The following is an 18,222-nucleotide window of genomic DNA, read 5'->3' on the forward strand; positions in this document are numbered from 1 at the left end:
CGCAGCGGCTACTATCTGCGGCCATGGCGTCAGGTATGCGGGACACGGGGTGCGAGGAGCGGCGTACGGCCGCTCGCTGCGCCGCGTTCGGCATCAGCCTGGCCACCCTGCTGGCCGTCCTGTGCGTGTGCTTCGGCTCCGCCGCCCATCACGACGACACACGCGTCCGTGACGTGATGGCTTCCGTCTCCGCCGCACCCACGGGCGGAGGCGGTGGCGCGTCACCCGCCGAGGAAGCCGCACTCGGCCACAGCTGTCCGCCCGGCGACCGGTGCGCCTCCGCCACGCACGCCGCGGCGACCGCGCTGCCTGCTCCCGAACCCTCGGTGCCGACGACGCTGGTGGAGGCGGGACTGCCCGCGGCCCCGGCCACCTCGCATCCCGTGCCGCGGGGGCCTGTTCACCGTCACGCCCCGGATCTCCACGTCCTTCAGGTGCAGAGGACCTAGGCCGGACCTTCGCGCGGCCGACCCCGTCCGTTCACGGACGTGGTCACGGACGCGCGCTCGCGCCGCCCACCTCACGCACCATCACCACCGCCGCGCCCCGGGCACGGCGGGGACAAGGACATCCCCGGACATGGGTACCTCCAAGACAGGCAAGAAGGCCGCGACCACCGCCGCACGCAAGGCCCGCATCCAGGAGCTGCGCCGCGCCGAGCAGGCGCGCGACCGGCGCAACCGCGTCATCGCCGTCACAGCGGGCGTGGCGGTGCTGGCCGGGCTCGCCGGATTCGGCTCGTACGTCCTGCTCGACGCGTCCGAGAAGAAGGACAAGGAAGAGGCCGTCGCGCAGGCCCCCGTCAGGGGCGAGAAGACGTGGGACGCGAAGAAGCTCGGGCGCAACCACGTCACGAAGGAGGTCGACTACCCGATGACCCCGGCAGCAGGCGGCGACCACAGCCAGGCGTGGGCCAACTGCCAAGGAGACGTGTACGACAAGCCGCTGGGCGAGGAGAACGCCGTCCACTCGCTGGAGCACGGCGCCGTCTGGATCACGTACAACGACAAGGCGTCGGACGGGGACATAAAGGCGCTGAGCCAGAAGGTCAAGGCGACGCCCTACACGCTGATGAGCCCGGTCGAGGAGCAGAAGGGCGCACTCACGCTCACCGCGTGGGGCCGCCAGCTCACCGTGGACAAGGCGTCCGACCCCCGGGTCGGACAGTTCCTGGGCAAGTACGTCCAGGGCGAGCAGACCCCGGAGCCCGGCGCGGCCTGCACGGGCGGGGTCGGACCGGCGTGAGCTGAGGGCGAGCACTTGAGGGAGGGGCAGGCGGCGGGCAGGGCGGGCACGGATCTATGCCTCTGTGCCCGCCGGCTTGCTCCCGCCGCGTGCCATGGAGGCGCGGTACGCCTAGTGTTCGTGGTGTGCTGAGCATCGTGGATGATCTGGCCGGGTTCGGACCGCTGCGGATGTGCGCCCACGCGCCGTCGGCCGACGACCCCGATGACCTGACCGGTCTGCGCGTGCTGCTGGTCACGGATGTCCTGGCCCGCGTCGCCGAGCTGCGCGGCCGGACCGTCCTCATCGGATGGACCTGCCCACCGGCGGCGTCGGCCGACGCCGCCGGAATCCGCCCGGCCGACGCCCACGGCACCCCCGACGAGATCGCCGAAGCGCTCGGCGGCCCGCCGGCCGTGCACCTCACCAGCCGCACGTACGAAGGCGCGGGCGGTCTGTCCCTGCACATCGGTGAAGCCGCTGCCGGGGGAGGCACGGGCCAGGACGCGGGCCGGGACGCGCTCGCCCTGCGCCTGTTCCTGCTCGGCCACCCGCACCACGAACCCGTCGACGTCACCGCGGAAGCCGTCGACGCCGCAGGCGTGAGGCTGGCCAACTGGCGCAAGGCCGTGGCCGCTTGGGCCGATGAACCGTCCAAGGCGATGCCCGCCGGCTTCGTGGACAGGGCGCGGGCCGCCCTGGAGAACGGCCTCGACACCCCGGCCGTGCTGCGGCTTCTGGGCGACCTGGAAGCGGTGGTCGATGTTCCGGGCGGCGCCAAGTTCGAGACGTTCGCCCACCTCGACCGTGTGCTCGGTCTGGAGGTGGTCCGCGATGTCGGCCGCTCGCATTCCGCCGACGTGTACCGGTGATGGAGCGCATCGCGGGTGTACCCCAGGCGTCGGGCTGCGGCAGCCGACGGTCGGCCATCCCCTGAAGACGCACCCTTCCACAGCAAGCGACTGCGCGAGAAGATCGGTTCGGAGCCCGGCAGTTGCTGCACCATCGAAATGTCGACGGGTGGCGGATCATGGCAAGGTGATCCCCCTGGCCGTCCACACCATCGAGCGCCTCGTGGCCCTCGACGCCGCGTCCGGCGCGACGTCCGCGATGCCCGCCGTGCGCGAGGCCATGAGGAGCATCCCGGAACTGTCGGCTGATCCCGGGACCCTTGGTGCCCAGGGGAGCGACCGGCTCGCGGCGCTCGCCGAGCTGTGCGAAGTCATCGGGTGGATCCTCTTCGACGCGGGCCTCTACTGCGAGGCCCACCGGATGAACGCACGGGCGCTGGCCCTTGCGGAGCTGTGCGGCGACCGCTGGACGGCCCGCTTCGTCCTGCTGAACGACAGCATGCTCAAGGCCCATACGGGGGCGCCGCGCGCCGCCCTGGAGACCGCGGCCCGCGTGAGCGGGACGCGAGCGCTCCCCGCCAGGGTCAGCAGTCTCGTCCTGATCCGCCGGGCGCACGCGATCGCCATGCTGGGCGGCGACCGGGAGCCCAAGGACCTGATGGCCTGCGCCCAGAGCCGGTTCCTGGACGGCATCTCGCGCCACGACCCGCCCTGGGCCTGGTGGATCGACCGCACCGAGCTGCTCGGCCACCAGGGCTGGGTCCTCGCCCGGCTGCGTCAATGGGACCAGGCCATCCCGCTCCTGCACGAGGCGGCCACCGCACCGGGCCCGTCCTACCGGAACCTGTTCACCGCGCAGCTCCTCTCGGCCCTGGCCCGAGCCGGAGCCTGGACAGAGGCGGAGGACCTCATCGCCGAGCTGGCCCCCCGCGCCGCCCGCATCGGATCCGTACGCACGACCCGGACACTCCGGCGGACGGCGGCCGTCCTGCGCGCCAGGCCAGGTGCCCCGGCACCGCTGAGGGAGGCGGCAGCGTTCCTGCTGGAGTCCCTGCCCGTGGCGGAAGCCGTCAGCTCAAGTCCACGGTCTGTGACGCCCTGACGTCGACCACGAGCTTTCCACGGACTCCGCCCGCCTCGAGCGCGCGGTGCGCCCCGGCGACGTCGGCCAGCGGGTACACCGTGTCCACGACGGGCCGGACCGCCCCGCTCTCGGTCAACCGGGTCAGTTCCGCGAAGAGTTGATGGCCGGGATTGCCGCTGAAGTACCGCACGCGCCGCGGCCCGAACACCGCGGACCCGAGGATGTAGGAGATCGACGCGGCCATGCGCCGGGCGTCGAACGTGACGGACACCATGCGGCCTCCCGGTGCCAGCAGCCGGCGGTACGCGCCCAACTCCGTGCCGACCGTGTCGAGTACGACGTCGAAGGGGCCGAGGCCGGCCGCACCGGTCGTCGCGTAGTCGAAGGCCTCATCGGCTCCGAGGTCCCGCACGAAGTCCAGATTCCTGGCCCCCGCGAGCGCTGTGACATGCGCGCCGTACGCATGGCCGAGCTGCACCGCCACGCTCCCGACGCCGCCGCTCGCGCCGCGTACGAGCAGCCGCTCACCCGCCGTGAGCCCGGCCTTGTCCCGCAGCGCCGTGATCACCGTCGTGCCGACACCGGGCAGGGCCGCGGCCTCGACCAGATCAAGACCGGCCGGTGCCAGGGCCAGCTGCCTAGGGCGTACGACCACGAACTCCGCGGCGCTGCCGAATCCCTGGGAGCGCGCCATGGCGCCCCACACCCGGTCACCCGTCGAGAGACCGGGCATGGGCGAGCCAAGGGCCGCCACCTCACCGGCGAAGTCGACCCCCGTGCGCTTGGGCCAGCCCCGCCCGGCCAGTCCCGTCACAAGACGCACCTTCCCCGCCCGGCCCATCAGCTCGCCGCCGTTCACACTGGCGGCGTGGACGCGCACCAGCACCTCGCCGGGGCCGGCGGCCGGCCTCGGCAACGTGCCTTCGTACAGGACCTCCGGAGAGCCGTACCCGTCGTACAGAGCCGCGCGCATGTCACTCATCGTTTCCATATCCCCATCTGTGGCCGTCGAATGTCACTGTCAGCGACGCTAACGCGCTAAACGGAGAGGGGCGTCCACTTGAGCTAATGTGAGAAACATGCCTGCTGATTCCTCTCGGATGCGGCCTGCGACAGCCCCCGCGCCCGCCGCGCGCACGGGGCTGCGCGCGGACGCGCTCCACAACCGCCGGCGCGTCCTCGAAGCCGCCCGCGACCTGTTCGCCGCGCGTGGCCTCGACGTGCCGATGGCCGCCATCGCGCGCCGGGCCGGAGTAGGTGTGGCCACGCTCTACCGCCGTTTCCCCACGCGGGACTCCCTGGTCACGGAAGTCTTCGAGGACCAGCTCGGGGAGTGCGTGGCGGTCGTCGACGCCGCCCTCGCGGACCCCGATCCATGGCACGGGTTCTGTACGGCCATCGAGAAGGTGTGCGCCATGCACGTGGTCGACCGCGGATTCACCGCGGCGTTCCTGACCGCCTTCCCGGACGCGATCGACTTCGAGCGCGAACGCGTGCGCGCCGAGCGGGGTTTCGCGCAGCTGGTGCGCCGCGCGAAGGACGCAGGCCGGCTGCGTCCCGACTTCGACGCGTCGGACCTCCCGCTCCTCCTCATGGCCAACAGCGGCATCACCGCGTGTTCCACCGATGCGGCGCCGGCCGCGTCCCGCCGGTTCGTCGCCTACCTCCTCGACTCCTTCCGCGCCGATCGCGCCGCCCCCGCAGAGCCCCTGCCCGCGCCGGTTCCCCTGGGGTTCCACCACATGGGGCTCCAAGGGGCGACATTCAGCCCTCCGCCGGAGCCGCCCCCCGGCGTATTGCGTCCGCGCCCCGGCAGTACGACAGTCAAAGGGTCCTCCACGGAAGCGAGTTGAGGCCTCGCCCGGGGAGGAACCGCCGCCCAGGACCCCGGCGATGGATCTCGCCCGTGATGTATCCCTGCCCGCCGAGCGGGCAGGCATCCCGCTGGGGAGCCGGGACATGGACCGAAGCGAACGAAGTGCGCTGACCGAGCAGGAGTGCCGCGAGTTGCTGGCCCGTACGCCGGCCGCCCGTCTGTCCTTCGTCCACCGCGGTTGTCCGCACATCGAACTGGTCGGCCTGATCGACCTCGACGGCGAGCCGGTGGCCCTGCTGCCCGACGACAGCGACGTCGCCCGCGCCCTCTCGGCGGTCATCTCCCCGCGCAGACTGGTCGCCGTGCAGACCGACGACCTGACCGAGGCCGACCGCTGGGTGCGCTCCGTCACCGTGGTGGCCCGGCCCCGCTGGATCGTCGGCGTCGACGGGCTGCGCGCGTGCCGTCACGCCGCCGCGGCCCGCGGCTTGCACGCGGCCCTGGACGCCTGGTTCCTGGCCCTGGCCAACCCCGCGCTCTCCGGCCAACGCACCGCACTGCGCGCGGCGCACCCCCGGCTCGCGGCGGCACAGGCACCGAAGAGCGCCGTCGCGAGGTGATCAGACCCGCGGAGCCCTGCTCGCCGCCCGGCCGCGGCCCGCGACCGGCACGTCGAGCGGCCGGGCGAGGCCCACCACTCCTTCGTCGAGGCGCTGCAGATGGCGCAGGACGCGGTAGGTCACCGTGCCCGAGCGAGGTGCGCCGGACCCCTCGGCCTCCAGCATCGAGGCGATGCTGGCACCCGACTCGACCTCACCCGTGGCCTTGTCGTCGTCCACGTACGCGGCGATGACCTCGATGTTGTGGGCGATGCGCAGGCCGGCCCGCTCCAGACGCGGATCGGCGGCGACGTTCTTGCTGTAGGGCACGAGCTCGGCCGTCGCCGCCAGGGAACGGGCGTGGTACGCGCAGGTCTCCAGGAGCGCCACCAGATAGCGGGCGGTCCTGCGGCGGCCGCGCAGCGGGGTGATCGGGTGGGTCAACGGCTGGATGGAGGCGCGCAGATCGTCGAGCGCGGTGTCCAAGTCGCGCGCCTTGTCCAGGAGATCGGCCGCCGGACCACCGCTGAGCTGCTCGACCGACGCGGAGATGACGTCGGCGAGCCGGGTCAGGACCGTGTTCAGGAGTTCGTCGGTGCGATGGTCGGTGCGCACCGGCAGGACGAGGACCGCCGCGATGATGCCGCAGGCGGCCCCGAGCGCCGTCTCCTCGATGCGCAGCCAGAGCACGGCGAGGCTGTAGGTGTTCAGGAGCGTGTAGAGCAGGCCCAGCATCGCCGTGACGAAGAAGGACATGAGCGCGTACGACAGGGGAGCGGTGAAGAACATCGCGAAGATGAAGACCAGGACGAGCGCGAACGCGACCCAGGTGTGGTTGCCGACCAGACCCGCGAGCGCCACACCCGCGACCACTCCGAGCACCGTGCCGAGCAGCCGCCGGTAGCCCTTGACCAGGATCTCGCCCGTGGACGCGGTGTTGAGGAACACCACCCAGCAGGTGAGCACCGCCCAGTACCAGCGCTGGGTGGAGAGGAACTCGCCGCCGATGATGGCCAGGGTCGAGCCCACGGAGACCTGGAAGGCGGCCCTCGTGGTGGGGCGCCGCAGCCCGGTGCGGTCGTCCTCGTCGGGTTCGGCGGCCTCCTCGGCACCGGCGATCGCGATGTCCTCGGCGTCGAACTCCTCGCGGGAGCGGGTCGTCGCCGGTGAGTCGTCGGACTCGTCCTGGGGACCGTCGAGCGCGAGGCGCAGGCCGAGGACGGCGCGAGCGGCCTCACCGATGCCGCGGAAGACGTCCTGGACGGCCATCGAGGCGCGCGGCAGATTGTCCTCGTCGCGGTAGCCGAGCAGCCTGTTGCGTACGTGGGCCAGGCCCGTGCCCCGGTCGTCGGCGACGGGGCGGCCGACCAGCAGGTGCAGCGCCTTCAGATCGCGGCGCAGGGTGACCGTCGCGTCGTCCTCGGCCCGGATGCGTGTGCCCGTCGCCGGGACGGGCGCGTGCGGCAGGTGCAGGGTGAGGGTGTCCGCGCGTTCGGCGCTGCGCGCGTTCAGGAGGAGTACGCCCAGACGTTCGGCGGCGATCTCCGCGTCCGCCACGCGGCGTTGGACCAGGGTCGCGGTGGCCGCGTCGGGGGTGCCCTCCGCGAGGCGGCCCTGGATCATCAGGGCGGTCTCGTGCAGCCGCGCGGTGCCACGGCGCAGTTCGTCGAGGACCTTCTCCAACTGCTCGGGCGCGGCGTCGAGAAGCTCGATCTGCGTGGCCACCAGCTGCGCGAGCCGTGCCCTGAAGGCGACGCGCAGCCGCCCCAGATCACGGCCTGGGGTCTCCGGGACGACGGCGAACCGTACGACGGCACTGCACACGAAGGCGACGGCGAGCGCCAGATACAGGCTGGGCAGGGCGGACGTGGTGGCACCCACGAACAGTGAGACGAAGTAGACCTGAAAGCCGATCAGACCGAGCGCCGTGCCCCGGTCGCCGAACCGGCGGCTGTAGACGGCACCGAAGATCAGCGCCACGAAGAAGATGTCACCCGCGATGACCTGGTCGTGCAGCAGCGCCCCCAGCGAGATCGCCGTGATGGCGACCGGCAGGCCGAGCGCGAGGGTGAGGGCCTGGCCGCGCACCTCCTTCTCCTTGATGGCGAAGGTGGAGACCATCGCGGTCATCGCGCCCGCGACCATGTGCGTGACGTCCGTGCCGATGAGTGCGAGGACGACGAGAGTGAGCGCGATCGCGCCGACCGTCCGCAGCCCCGCCATCAGCCGCAGGAGTCCGGGATCCGACGCCACAAAGCGGTCCCATGTGCCGGTCCTGGTCCGCCGTGTCACTGCGCTCACACCCTCATCGCCGCTGTTCAGGGCGGATTCTGTCACGGCGGGGTGCAACCGGGGCTTGAGGGTTCACAGCGTGATACGCCCAGGGCGCCGACCGGAAGGGAGCAGAAGTCTCCGGGGCGACTTCAACGAAACACTTGAAGTCATGAATCCAGCGGACAACGAACGGTCCGGGGCACAGCTGCGCGCCGACGCCCCGGCACCCCACGACGCGACGCGAGCCGACGACACGGCGCCGCGCCTCGCAGCCGACTCCACCCGGCGGCGCTGGTGGACGCTCCTCGCGGTGAGCGCCGCCCAGCTCCTCGTGGTCCTTGACGGGACCATCGTGAACATCGCGCTGCCCTCCGCGCAGAGCGCGCTCGGCATGTCCGACGCGAGCCGCCAGTGGGCCATCACCGCGTACGCGCTGGCCTTCGGCGGGCTGCTCTTGATCGGCGGCCGGATCAGCGGCGCGCTCGGCCACCGGCGCACGTTCCTGATCGGCCTGATCGGCTTCGCCGCCGCGTCCGCGCTCGGCGGCGCCGCCGTGAACCCCGAGATGCTCTTCGGGGCGCGTGCGCTGCAGGGGGCGTTCGCCGCGGTCCTCGCACCCGCGGGTCTTTCGCTGCTGACGATCACCTTCACGGAGCCGGGTGAACGCGGCCGGGCCTTCGGCGTGTTCGCCGCGGTCGGCGCCGCGGGTTCGGCGGTCGGCCTGGTCGCGGGGGGCCTGCTGACCGAGTACGCGAGCTGGCGCTGGTGCCTCTACGTCAACGTCCCCGTGGCCCTGCTCGCCGTGCTCGGCGCGGCGTTCGTGCCCCGGGACCGGCCGGTGCGGGGCGAGGGGAGGCTCGATGTCGCGGGCGCCCTGCTCAGCGCCACGGGCTTCGCCGCGATCGTGTACGCCTTCAACGAGGCCGAACCGCTCGGGTGGGACTCACCGAAGGTCATCGCCCTGCTCGCGGGCGGTGTCCTGCTGCTCGCCGCGTTCGCCGCCGTCGAGGTCCGGGCCCCGAGGCCGCTGCTTCCGCTGCGGGTGCTCACGCATCGCGCCCGTGCCGGTGCGTTCGCCTCGATCACGCTGCTGTTCGTCGCGATGTTCGGCTTCTACCTGTTCATGAGCTACTACACGCAGACGGTCCTCGGCTACTCGCCCGTCGAGGCGGGCCTGACGCTGATCATCAACGCCGTGGCCGCCCTGGCCGGCGCGACACTGGTCGCCGGGAAGCTCCACGGGCGTGTCGCGCCCGTGGCACTGATCGTGCCGGGGCTGCTCGCCGCGGCCGCGGGGATGTTCCTCCTGACCCGCCTGACGGCGCAGAGCACGGACGTCCTCCCGCTGTACCTCGTGCCGGCGCTGATCCTGACCGGCCTCGGCCTCGGCTGCGTCCTGCCGCCCACCGCGAGCCTGGCCACCGCGGACGTGCCGCCGCACGACATCGGAGCCGCGGCGGCGGCGTACAACGCGTCCCAGCAGTTGGGAGCGGCGCTCGGCACGGCCCTGCTCAACACGGTCGCGGCCAGCGCCACCGCGTCGTACCTGGCGTCCACCGCGGATGCCACCCCCACGGCGGCCTCCGTGCACGGCTACACCACGGCTCTGACGGTCGCCTTCGTCATCCTGCTGGCCGCGGCCTGCGTCACCGCGGCGCTCCTGCGCGCAGACCGTCCATGACCAGGTCAAGGAGCCGTCCGGCGCGCGACTGCCAGTCGCCGTGCGGATCGAGCTGCCAGAGGCCCGCGATGGCGAGCAGGAAGTCGTCAGGGGTGAGGCCGGGGCGGATGGTGCCGGCCTCCTCGTTCGCCTTCAGGAGGAGCGCGACGGCCGAACTCACAGGGCCGTGACCCACCCCGGCCAGCGTGCCCTGCTTACTGGTGGCCTTGCGCATCGCGTCGGCCAGGCCCGCCTTGGCCATGGCGTACTGCGCGAGGCGGTCCATCCACTCCCGCAGGGCCTGGTCGGGCGGGCGGGTCTGCAGGAGCTGACAGGCGGTGTCGGCGACCTGCTGGACTTCGTAGCGGTAGACCTCGAGGACGAGCGCCTCGCGGTTGGGGAAGTTGCGGTAGAACGTCCCTTGCCCGACGCACGCCTTCTTCGCGATCGCGCTGAGCGGGGCGTCCGCCGAGCGCGTCAGCTCGTCCAGGGCGACTTCCAGGATGCGCTCGCGATTCCGTTGCGCGTCCGAGCGCAGCTGCGGGTCCTTCTTCTGGTGCACTCGTCCTCCTCCCGAGAATCACGGCCGCGACCACTCTTGCTAAGCGGACAGCTGTCCGTTAAGTTTTGAAGCTAACGGACAGCTGTCCGCTTAGGGTCACCATACCGGCAGAGTCAGCCGGTGGGGATGATCGGCCGCGATCATCGTGGACCGTCCGCCCCGCCTCATGGGCCATGGGTGCCCTGAGCCGTCCTCCCTTACGCATGGCGCCATCCCCCTACCGCGGGGCCTCCGGCGGGACCGTCCCGCACGACGCTCCCGCTCTTACGTGAAAAAAGCTGACAGAAGCGAAAGAAGGCTGATCGTGGCCCTATCGACGTCCAGCGCCATCACGCTGAACATCAACGGCGAAAAGCACTCGCTGCCCGTCGACCACCGCACCACCCTGCTCGACGCCCTGCGCGAGCGCCTCGATCTGACCGGCACCAAGAAGGGCTGCGACCAAGGGCAGTGCGGCGCCTGCACGGTACTGATCGACGGACGTCGTGCGGTCTCCTGCCTGCAACTCGCCGTCGCCTCCGAGGGGCGTGAGATCACCACCATCGAAGGCGTGGCGGCGGAGGGAGAGGGGCTGCACCCGGTGCAGCAGGCATTCCTCGACCTCGACGGCTACCAGTGCGGTTACTGCACGCCCGGACAGATCTGTTCGGCCATCGCGGTCATCGAGGAGCACGCGGCGGGCTGGCCCAGCGCCGCGACCACCGACGTACGGCCCGAGGCGGGTGTTCCCGAGCTGAGCGCCGACGAGATCCGGGAGCGCATGAGCGGCAACCTGTGCCGCTGCGGCGCGTATGTGTCGATCGTCCAGGCGGTCGCGCAGGCGGCAGCAGCCGAGACCGAGGGTACGGAGACCGTGGCATGAGGGAACTCGGATATCAGCGGGCGCTCGACGTCCCCGGCGCGGTCGCGCTGCTCGGCACCGACCCCGACGCGCGCGTCCTGGGCGGCGGCACGAACCTCGTCGACCTGATGAAGACCGGCGTGGAGCGGCCCGGACTGCTCATCGACGTACGCGAGTTGCCCCTCGACCGGATCGAGGCCACGGACGACGGCGGGCTGCGGATCGGAGCCACCGTCACCAACAGCGACCTCGCGGCCGATCCAGAAGTGCGCCGCCGCTACCCCGCGTTGGCGGAGGCGGTCCTGGCCGGCGCTTCGGGCCAGCTGCGCAACATGGCCACCGTCGGCGGTAACCTGCTCCAGCGCACCCGCTGCGGCTACTTCGCCGACCTGTCCAAACCGTGCAACAAACGCGACCCCGGCAGCGGCTGCCCCGCTGTGGGGGGTGAACACCACAACCACGCCATCCTCGGCGCCACCGAGCACTGCGTGGCCGTCCACCCCTCCGACATGGGGGTGGCGCTCGCCGCCTTCGACGCCGTGATCTCGTACGAAACGGCCGACGGCACCGGCGAGTTGCCGCTCGCGGACTTCTATCTGTCCGTGGGCAGCACCCCGCACCTGGAGACCGCGCTGCCGTCCGGCGCGCTCATCACCGGCATCACCCTGCCGCCCGCCCCGGTCGCCGCCCACTCCCGCTACCGCAAGGTGCGCGAGCGCGCGTCGTACGCCTTCGCGATCGGCTCGATCGCCGCCGCGCTCGACGTCCGGGACGGCGTCGTACACGAAGTGCGCCTGGCCTTCGGCGCGGTGGCGTCCCGGCCGTGGCGCGCACGGGAGGCCGAGCGTGTCCTGACGGGAGGCCCGGCGACCGCCGAGGCCTTCGCCGCCGCCGCGGACGCCGAACTTGCCGCCGCGCAGACGCTGCCCGACAACGGCTACAAGGTGACGCTGATGCGCAACCTCGTGGTCGCCCTGCTGACCGAGCTCACCGAGGAGGCGACCCGATGACGGCGCGGACCACGACGACCACGTCCACCGGTTCCGCGAGCGCCGTCGGCGCTTCGTTCACCCGCGTGGAGGGCCGGGAGAAGGTCACCGGCGCGGCGCGGTACGCGGGGGAGATCCCCTTCGCCGAACTCGCCCACGGCTGGCTGGTGCTCTCCACGATCGCCCGCGGCCGGATCCTGTCGGTCGAGTCGGACGCCGTGCGCACGATGCCCGGTGTCCTGGCCGTCCTGCACCACGGGAACGCGCCGCGCGTCGACAGCGACTACATCAGCATGCTCGGCCCGCCCGACCCGATCGTCGAGGTCTTCCAGCACGACCGGGTGCCGTTCGTCGGCTGGCCGGTGGCCCTCGTCGTCGCCGAGACCTCCGAGCAGGCGAGAGAGGCCGCCGAGGCGCTGGTGGTGCGGTACGAGGAGGAGTCGCACGACGTCGCCTTCTCCGCGGGCCACCCCGGCACGTACACGCCGGAGGGCGACGGCATGCTGGTGGAGAAGGGGGACCTGGAGGCCGAACTCGCCGCGTCCGCCCACGTCGTGGACGCGGAGTACACCACCCCCGAAGAGCACCACAGCTCCATGGAACCGCATGCGGCGATGGCGCGCTGGGACAGCGGACGCCTCGAAGTCGTCGACTCCAACCAGGGCAGCACCTGGGTCGCCGACGAGCTGGCGAAGCTGTTCTCGCTCGACCCGGCCTCGGTACGGGTGCGGTCCGAGCACGTCGGCGGCGCCTTCGGGTCCAAGGGCGTACGCGTGCACCAGATCCTCGCCGTGATGGCGGCGACGCTCCTCGACCGCCCCGTCAGGGTCGTCCTCAGCCGCCGCCAGCTGTTCTCGCTCACCGGCTACCGCAGTCCCACCGCCCAGCGCGTGCGGCTCGGCGCCGACGCCGACGGACGGCTGCGCGCCGTCGACCACCAGTCGCACAGCCTCACGTCGAAGGTGCACGAATTCGTCGAGACGAGCGCCGGGTTCGGACGTCCCATGTACGCCTCCGACGCCCATCGCAGCGTCAACCGCGTGGTGCGCCTCGACGTGCCGACGCCGACCTACATGCGTGCGCCCGGCGAGGCCCCCGGTTCGTTCGCCCTGGAATCCGCGCTCGACGAACTCGCCGAGCGGTGCGGCGTCGACCCGATCGCGCTGCGCGCCCGCAACGAACCTGACGTCGGCCCCGTCTCCGGTCTTCCGTTCGCCAGCCGCAATCTCCTGTCCGCCTTCCAGGAGGGTGCCCGCAGGTTCGGCTGGGCCGAGCGGGACCCGCGTCCCGGGCTGCGCCGCGAGGGGCGCTGGCTGCTCGGCACCGGCACGGCGGCTGCCACCTTCCCGGTGATCGTCGCGCCGTCCACGGCGGCCGTGACGGCGGAGGCCGACGGCACCTTCACGGTGCGGATCACCGCCGCGGACGTCGGGACCGGCGCGCGGACCGCGCTGACCCTGATCGCCGCGGAAGCCCTGGAGGTGCCCCAGGAGCGCGTCCATGTGCGCATCGGGGACAGCGACTTCGGCCAGGCGGCGATCTCCGGCGGCTCGATGGGCACCCGCTCCTGGGGCTGGGCGGTCACGGCCGCGGTGGCCGAGCTGCGGGAGCAACTGGCCCTGGGCGGCGACATTCCGCCGCAGGGAATCACCGTGCGCTCCGACACCAGCGCGGCCATCGGAGGCCTCTCCAAGAAGGAACGGCACTCCTACGGCGCGCAGTTCGCCGAGGTCGCCGTCGACGTCACCACCGGTGAGGTGCGGGTGCGGCGCATGCTCGGCATGTTCGCCGCAGGCCGGATCATCAACCCGCTGACCGCACGCAGCCAGTTCGTCGGCGGGATGACGTGGGGCCTTTCCATGGCTCTGCACGAAGAGGCCCACCGGGACCAGGCGACGGGCGGCCACGTGGGCGCCGACTTCGCGGGCTACCACTTCGCCGCCAACGCCGATGTGCCGCTCATCGAGGCGGACTGGGTTCAGGACACGGACGCGGACGACCCCATCGACATCAAGGGCATCGGCGAGATCGGCATCGTGGGGGCCGCCGCGGCGATCGCCAACGCGGTCTGGCACGCCACCGGCGTACGCCACCGGAACCTGCCGATCCGGCCCGACCGCATCCTGAACGGAGGAGGAGCCCCGGGTGCTTGACATCGCCGAAGAGCTGAACCGCTGGGCCGAGGAGGGCCGGGACTTCGCCGTCGCCACCGTCGTGACGGTGGGCGGCAGTGCGCCGCGCGACCCCGGCGCGGCCCTCGCCGTAGACAGTGAGGGCACGGCCATCGGTTCGGTCTCCGGCGGCTGCGTGGAAGGAGCGGTGTACGACCTGTGCGTCCAGGCGCTCCAGGACGGCACGGCCGTACGCGAGCGGTTCGGCTACAGCGACGAGGACGCCTTCGCGGTCGGTCTGACCTGCGGCGGCGTCATCGAGGTGCTTGTCACGCCGCTCGGCGCGGACGCGCCCGCCCGGCAGGTCTTCGCGGCGGCGCTCTCGGCCGCCGCCCGGGGCGACGCGGCGGCCATCGCCCGGGTGGCCGAGGGCCCGGCCGAACTCCTCGGCAGGGTCGTGCTCGTCCACCCCGACGGATCGTACGAAGGAAGCCTGGACGGTCATCCGGACCTCGACCGGACGGTGGTGGGGGAGACCCGGGCGATGCTGGACGCGGGCCGCACCGGCGAGTTCGTCGTGTCGGAGAGCGGATCGCGCTGCGGGGTGCCCCTGACCCTGTTCGTCGAGTCGAGCGTGCCGCCGCCCCGCATGATCGTGTTCGGTGCGATCGACTTCGCCGCCGCCCTGGTGCGCACGGGCAAGTTCCTCGGCTACCACGTGACCGTGTGCGACGCCCGTCCGGTCTTCGCCACGCGGACCCGCTTCCCCGAGGCGGACGACATCGTGGTCGACTGGCCGCACCGCTATCTCCGGGACACCGCGACCGACGGCCGCACGGTCCTGTGCGTCCTCACGCATGACGCCAAGTTCGACGTCCCGTTGCTGGAGGTGGCCCTGCGGCTTCCCGTCGCGTTCGTCGGTGCGATGGGCTCGCGCCGCACCCACGAGGACCGCAACGCACGTCTGCGTGAAGTGGGGGTCACCGATGAGGAGTTGAGCCGTCTGCACTCCCCGATAGGGCTCGACCTCGGGGCCCGTACGCCGGAGGAGACCGCCCTGTCCATCGCGGCCGAGATCGTCGCGGCGCGACGGGGCGGGTCGGGCGTTCCGCTGACCGGTGCCGGGACGCCGATCCACCACGAGGCGGGCACCGCGGGGGTGAGCGGCTCCCACGCGGCCGCGTGACACGACCGGGCGCGGGGCGGTCGCGGTGCCCGGTCACCGCGGCCGCCCCCGCGCTCACGCCTGCTCCACCGCCTCCCACAGCAACTGCACCGGATGCCAGGCATCGCGCTCGGTCCCGTGGAAGATCTGCTGACGGCAGGACACACCCGTGGCGACCACGACCGTGTCGTCGTCCTCCGCCTCGATCGCGGGGAACAGCCGGTCATCGCCGACCGTCATCGACACCTCGTAGTGCTCGGACTCGAAGCCGAAGGACCCCGCCATCCCGCAGCAGCCGGCGTCCAGTTCGTCCACCGTCGCTCCCGGGATCCGCTTCAGGAGCGCGACGGTCGCGGCCGTGCCGACCTCCGCCTTCTGGTGGCAGTGACCGTGGTAGAGCAGCTTGCGTCCGGCGAGCCAGGAGTCCTCGCGCAGCCGAAGGCGTCCGTCGTCGATGGCCTCCACCAGCAGCTCCTCGACCTGGCGCACCCTCCCCGCGATGTCCTTGACGGCGGCGTCGTCCGGCAGCAGGGCCCGGTGTTCGTCGCGCAGCGTCATCAGACACGAGGGCTCGCACCCCACGATCGGTGAGCCGGGCTCGCTCGATTCCCGCAAGGTGTGGGCGAGTTGGCGCGCCTTGTTCTTGGCGTCGTCGACGAGGCCCTTGGAGAGGCTCGACCTGCCGCAGCAGCCCCCGCTCTCCAGCCGCACCTGCCACCCCGCCCGTTCGAGGAGCTCGATGGCCGCGCGGCCGATGCCCGGCTCGGTGAACGTGGTGAAGGAGTCGGCGAGATAGGTGACGGTGCCCTGGGTGACCGGATGAGCGGTGGGCGTACGGCGCCGGAACCAGCGCAGCAGATTGCGGCGCACGAACACCGGCAGCGGCCGCTGCGGGGCGATGCCGACCAGGCGGTCCATGAGCCGCCGCACCGGTGTGATGCGGCCCGGCAGATTGGACAGCGGGGCGGTCGCGGACCCCAGGCGGTTCAGTACGCGGATCGCACCGAACAGGCGGGAGCGCAGCGGCACTCCGTGGGTGTCGTGGTAGTGCGAGAGGGTCTCGCTCTTGAGGGTCGCCATGTCGACGCCGAGGGGGCATTCGCTCTTGCACGCCTTGCACATCAGGCACAGGTCGAGGATCTCGTGCAGCCGCTCGTCCCCGAGCGCGGCCTTCGGGTCGGGCTCGGAAAGCGCCTTGACCAGGGCTCCCGCCCGGCCGCGGGTGGAGTCCTCCTCTTTGCGGGTCGCCATGTACGACGGGCACATGGCGCCGGTGCCGGACTTGCGGCACAGGCCGATGTTCATGCACCGGTCCGCCGCCGCCCGCATCCCGCCGCCGCCCACGACCTCGAAGGACAGCCGGGTGCGCAGCGGCTCGGCGGGCGTGAGCGCCGCGTCGCGCAGGTTCTCCGTCATGGGAGCCGCGTCCACGATCTTGCCGGGGTTGAGGACGCCGTCGGGGTCGAAGAGCCGCTTGACCTGGCGCATCGCCTCGTACAGCTTCTCGCCGAAGATCTCCCGGTTGAACTCGCTGCGCGCGAGACCGTCGCCGTGCTCGCTGGAGTTCACGCCGCCGTACTCGGCGACCAGATCCTTCACCTCCTCCGCGACGGCACGCATCCGGCTCACGTCCGCCGGGTCGGCGAGGTCGAGATAGGGCCGGATGTGCAGACAGCCGACCGAGCAGTGGCCGTAGAACCCGGCCGTCATGCCGTGGCGGTCGAGGACGTCCTTGAACCTGCGGGTGTAGTCCGCGAGGTGCACGGGGTCGACCGCGGTGTCCTCGACGAAGGCGAGCGGGCGCCGGGTGCCCTCGCTGGCGGCCATCAGCAGGCCGAGCCCCGCCTTGCGGACCTTCAGGAGGGACGACTGCTGGGCCGGGGTGACGGCCTGGAGGGTGTGGTAGCCGTGCCCGTGCCGGGACCACAGCTTCGTGAGCTGCCGCATCCGGTCCAGGAGTTCGGGTTCGTCGTCGCCCGTGAAGGAGACGAAGAGGAGTGCTTCGGGTTCGCCTTCGAGGAGGTCGCCGAGCGCCGCGTACTCGATCTTGCGACGGGACAGATCCAGGATCGTACGGTCCATCAGCTCCACGGCGGCCGGGTCGCAGGCCAGCGCGTCCTGAGTGCCCGCGATGGCTCCGGCCACGGAGGTGAAGTGGCCGACGGCGATCACCGTGCGGCTCGGCTTGGGCACGAGATCGACGAGGGCGCTCGTCGCGACGGCGAGGGTCCCCTCCGATCCGACGACGAACTTGGCGAGGTCGAAGGCCGCGTCCTCGCCGGCGAGCCGGTCCAGGCGGTAGCCGCAGGCGCGGCGCCAGTGCTCGGGGAACCCCTCGGCGATGGCTGCCGCATTGGCCCGGACGATCTCGGGCAGCTCCCGGTACAGGGAGCCCTCGAGCGTCGACTGCCCGGCGCGGTAGGCGCGTTCGGCCTCGTCGACCCGGCCCAGGGGCACCCGGCTCCCGTCCGAGAGCACCACGTCGAGTTCGCGGACGTGGTCGATGGTCATGCCGTAGCGCACCGAGCCGCTGCCCGCCGAGTTGTTGCCGATCATCCCGCCGATGGTGGCGCGGTTGCTGGTCGAGGTGTCCGGGCCGAACATCAGCCCCCACGGGCTCGCGGCACGATTGAGCTGGTCCTGTACGACACCGGCCTCGACCAGGGCCGTGCCACTGCTCGGGTCGAGCTCCACGATGCGGTTCATGTGCCGGGACAGATCCAGGACGAGGCCGGGCCCGACGGTCTGGCCCGCCAGGCTGGTCCCGGCCCCGCGTGGCACGACGGGCACCCGGTGGGCCGCGGCGGCCGCGACCGCCGCGGCGACGTCGTCGGCGTGCCGGGGGAAGACCACGCCCAGCGGCGTGATGGCGTACATGCTCGCGTCCCTGGCGAACAAGTGCCGGGTGTAGTCGTCGAATTGGACCTCTCCGTCGAGATCCCTGACCAGGTCCTTGTGGAGCCCGCGGGCCTGTTCCTGGCTCTCGGCGCCTTCGGAGCTGTGGTGCGTGGGGCTCTCGCCCTCGGTGACGGTCATGCTCGGCAAC

At 72.0% G+C, this 18,222-nt stretch carries 15 protein-coding genes; 11 read left to right on the forward strand and 4 right to left on the reverse strand.

All coding sequences use genetic code 11. The annotated features are described in order from the left end of the window. Positions 1–23: 23 nt before the first annotated feature. The 4 genes from ABZ833_RS08590 (at position 24) to ABZ833_RS08605 (ending at position 3,177) form a co-directional block, all read left to right on the forward strand. On the forward strand, positions 24–449 hold the full coding sequence (locus tag ABZ833_RS08590; protein ID WP_361042905.1) for a hypothetical protein: 426 nt from the start codon (positions 24–26) through the stop codon (positions 447–449). Positions 450–579: 130 nt separating this feature from the next. Next, positions 580–1,245, forward strand: coding sequence for a DUF3105 domain-containing protein (locus ABZ833_RS08595; protein ID WP_361042907.1), 666 nt, complete (start codon positions 580–582; stop codon positions 1,243–1,245). Between the two features lie 125 nt (positions 1,246–1,370). Beyond that, the gene (locus tag ABZ833_RS08600; RefSeq protein WP_361042910.1) at positions 1,371–2,096 is read left to right on the forward strand and encodes a hypothetical protein; all 726 of its coding nucleotides are present in this window, start codon (positions 1,371–1,373) and stop codon (positions 2,094–2,096) included. 166 nt (positions 2,097–2,262) lie between these two features. Beyond that, positions 2,263–3,177, forward strand: coding sequence for a DNA-binding protein (locus ABZ833_RS08605; protein WP_361042912.1), 915 nt, complete (start codon positions 2,263–2,265; stop codon positions 3,175–3,177). Here ABZ833_RS08605 and ABZ833_RS08610 read toward each other — a convergent pair. Further along, positions 3,146–4,132 (reverse strand): NAD(P)-dependent alcohol dehydrogenase, encoded by a 987-nt coding sequence (locus ABZ833_RS08610; protein WP_361043168.1) that lies wholly within the window; start codon positions 4,130–4,132, stop codon positions 3,146–3,148. The two genes, ABZ833_RS08605 and ABZ833_RS08610, sit on opposite strands and share 32 nt — an antisense overlap. 106 nt (positions 4,133–4,238) lie before the next feature. On the opposite strand from ABZ833_RS08610, the gene ABZ833_RS08615 reads away from it, so the two are divergent. After that, complete coding sequence (locus ABZ833_RS08615; RefSeq protein WP_361042915.1) at positions 4,239–5,012, forward strand: helix-turn-helix domain-containing protein; 774 nt, start codon at positions 4,239–4,241, stop codon at positions 5,010–5,012. A 40-nt stretch (positions 5,013–5,052) separates the two neighbouring features. Continuing rightward, positions 5,053–5,595: a hypothetical protein gene (locus tag ABZ833_RS08620; RefSeq protein ID WP_361042917.1), complete on the forward strand. Its 543-nt coding sequence runs from the start codon at positions 5,053–5,055 to the stop codon at positions 5,593–5,595. Here ABZ833_RS08620 and ABZ833_RS08625 read toward each other — a convergent pair whose 3' ends face one another. Then, positions 5,596–7,797 carry an FUSC family protein gene (locus tag ABZ833_RS08625; protein WP_361043171.1) on the reverse strand — a complete coding sequence of 734 codons (2,202 nt, stop codon included), beginning with the start codon at positions 7,795–7,797 and terminating at the stop codon, positions 5,596–5,598. It lies immediately after the preceding gene. Positions 7,798–8,017: 220 nt separating this feature from the next. On the opposite strand from ABZ833_RS08625, the gene ABZ833_RS08630 reads away from it, so the two are divergent. Next, on the forward strand, positions 8,018–9,529 hold the full coding sequence (locus ABZ833_RS08630; RefSeq protein ID WP_361042919.1) for an MFS transporter: 1,512 nt from the start codon (positions 8,018–8,020) through the stop codon (positions 9,527–9,529). Here ABZ833_RS08630 and ABZ833_RS08635 read toward each other — a convergent pair. Further along, a complete protein-coding gene (locus ABZ833_RS08635) occupies positions 9,495–10,070 on the reverse strand; it encodes a TetR/AcrR family transcriptional regulator (RefSeq protein ID WP_361042922.1) in 576 nt (191 codons plus the stop codon). The genes ABZ833_RS08630 and ABZ833_RS08635 overlap by 35 nt on opposite strands. Before the next feature lie 304 nt (positions 10,071–10,374). Here ABZ833_RS08635 and ABZ833_RS08640 point away from each other — a divergent pair, with 304 nt between their 5' ends. Genes ABZ833_RS08640 through ABZ833_RS08655 form a run of 4 tightly spaced genes read left to right on the forward strand, consistent with a single transcriptional unit; the run spans position 10,375 to position 15,197 of the window. Further along, positions 10,375–10,932, forward strand: coding sequence for a 2Fe-2S iron-sulfur cluster-binding protein (locus ABZ833_RS08640; RefSeq protein WP_361042926.1), 558 nt, complete (start codon positions 10,375–10,377; stop codon positions 10,930–10,932). Next, the gene (locus tag ABZ833_RS08645) at positions 10,929–11,921 is read left to right on the forward strand and encodes a xanthine dehydrogenase family protein subunit M (RefSeq protein ID WP_361042929.1); all 993 of its coding nucleotides are present in this window, start codon (positions 10,929–10,931) and stop codon (positions 11,919–11,921) included. The genes ABZ833_RS08640 and ABZ833_RS08645 overlap by 4 nt, the downstream gene beginning before the upstream one ends. Next, on the forward strand, positions 11,918–14,053 hold the full coding sequence (locus ABZ833_RS08650; RefSeq protein WP_361042932.1) for a xanthine dehydrogenase family protein molybdopterin-binding subunit: 2,136 nt from the start codon (positions 11,918–11,920) through the stop codon (positions 14,051–14,053). Before ABZ833_RS08645 ends, ABZ833_RS08650 begins: the two co-directional genes overlap by 4 nt. Beyond that, entirely contained in the window at positions 14,046–15,197 is a 1,152-nt protein-coding gene (locus tag ABZ833_RS08655; protein ID WP_361042934.1) for an XdhC/CoxI family protein, read from the forward strand. Before ABZ833_RS08650 ends, ABZ833_RS08655 begins: the two co-directional genes overlap by 8 nt. A gap of 54 nt (positions 15,198–15,251) precedes the next feature. Here ABZ833_RS08655 and ABZ833_RS08660 read toward each other — a convergent pair whose 3' ends face one another. Then, a complete protein-coding gene (locus ABZ833_RS08660; RefSeq protein ID WP_361042936.1) occupies positions 15,252–18,212 on the reverse strand; it encodes an FAD-linked oxidase C-terminal domain-containing protein in 2,961 nt (986 codons plus the stop codon). Between the last annotated feature and the right edge of the window lie 10 nt (positions 18,213–18,222).

This window comes from Streptomyces sp. NPDC047525, assembly GCF_040643025.1.
GTDB classification, from domain to species: Bacteria; Actinomycetota; Actinomycetes; order Streptomycetales; family Streptomycetaceae; genus Streptomyces; species Streptomyces durmitorensis.

Bases quoted from the DNA above. Each gene is read 5' to 3' on its own strand.
- ABZ833_RS08630 (WP_361042919.1), top strand. From the start codon at position 8,018: ATGAATCCAGCGGACAACGAACGGTCCGGGGCACAGCTGCGCGCCGAC.
- ABZ833_RS08595 (WP_361042907.1), top strand. From the start codon at position 580: ATGGGTACCTCCAAGACAGGCAAGAAGGCCGCGACCACCGCCGCACGC.
- ABZ833_RS08615 (WP_361042915.1), top strand. From the start codon at position 4,239: ATGCCTGCTGATTCCTCTCGGATGCGGCCTGCGACAGCCCCCGCGCCC.
- ABZ833_RS08610 (WP_361043168.1), bottom strand. From the start codon at position 4,132: ATGCGCGCGGCTCTGTACGACGGGTACGGCTCTCCGGAGGTCCTGTAC.
- ABZ833_RS08620 (WP_361042917.1), top strand. From the start codon at position 5,053: ATGGATCTCGCCCGTGATGTATCCCTGCCCGCCGAGCGGGCAGGCATC.
- ABZ833_RS08590 (WP_361042905.1), top strand. From the start codon at position 24: ATGGCGTCAGGTATGCGGGACACGGGGTGCGAGGAGCGGCGTACGGCC.
- ABZ833_RS08645 (WP_361042929.1), top strand. From the start codon at position 10,929: ATGAGGGAACTCGGATATCAGCGGGCGCTCGACGTCCCCGGCGCGGTC.
- ABZ833_RS08625 (WP_361043171.1), bottom strand. From the start codon at position 7,797: ATGGCGGGGCTGCGGACGGTCGGCGCGATCGCGCTCACTCTCGTCGTC.
- ABZ833_RS08650 (WP_361042932.1), top strand. From the start codon at position 11,918: ATGACGGCGCGGACCACGACGACCACGTCCACCGGTTCCGCGAGCGCC.
- ABZ833_RS08660 (WP_361042936.1), bottom strand. From the start codon at position 18,212: ATGACCGTCACCGAGGGCGAGAGCCCCACGCACCACAGCTCCGAAGGC.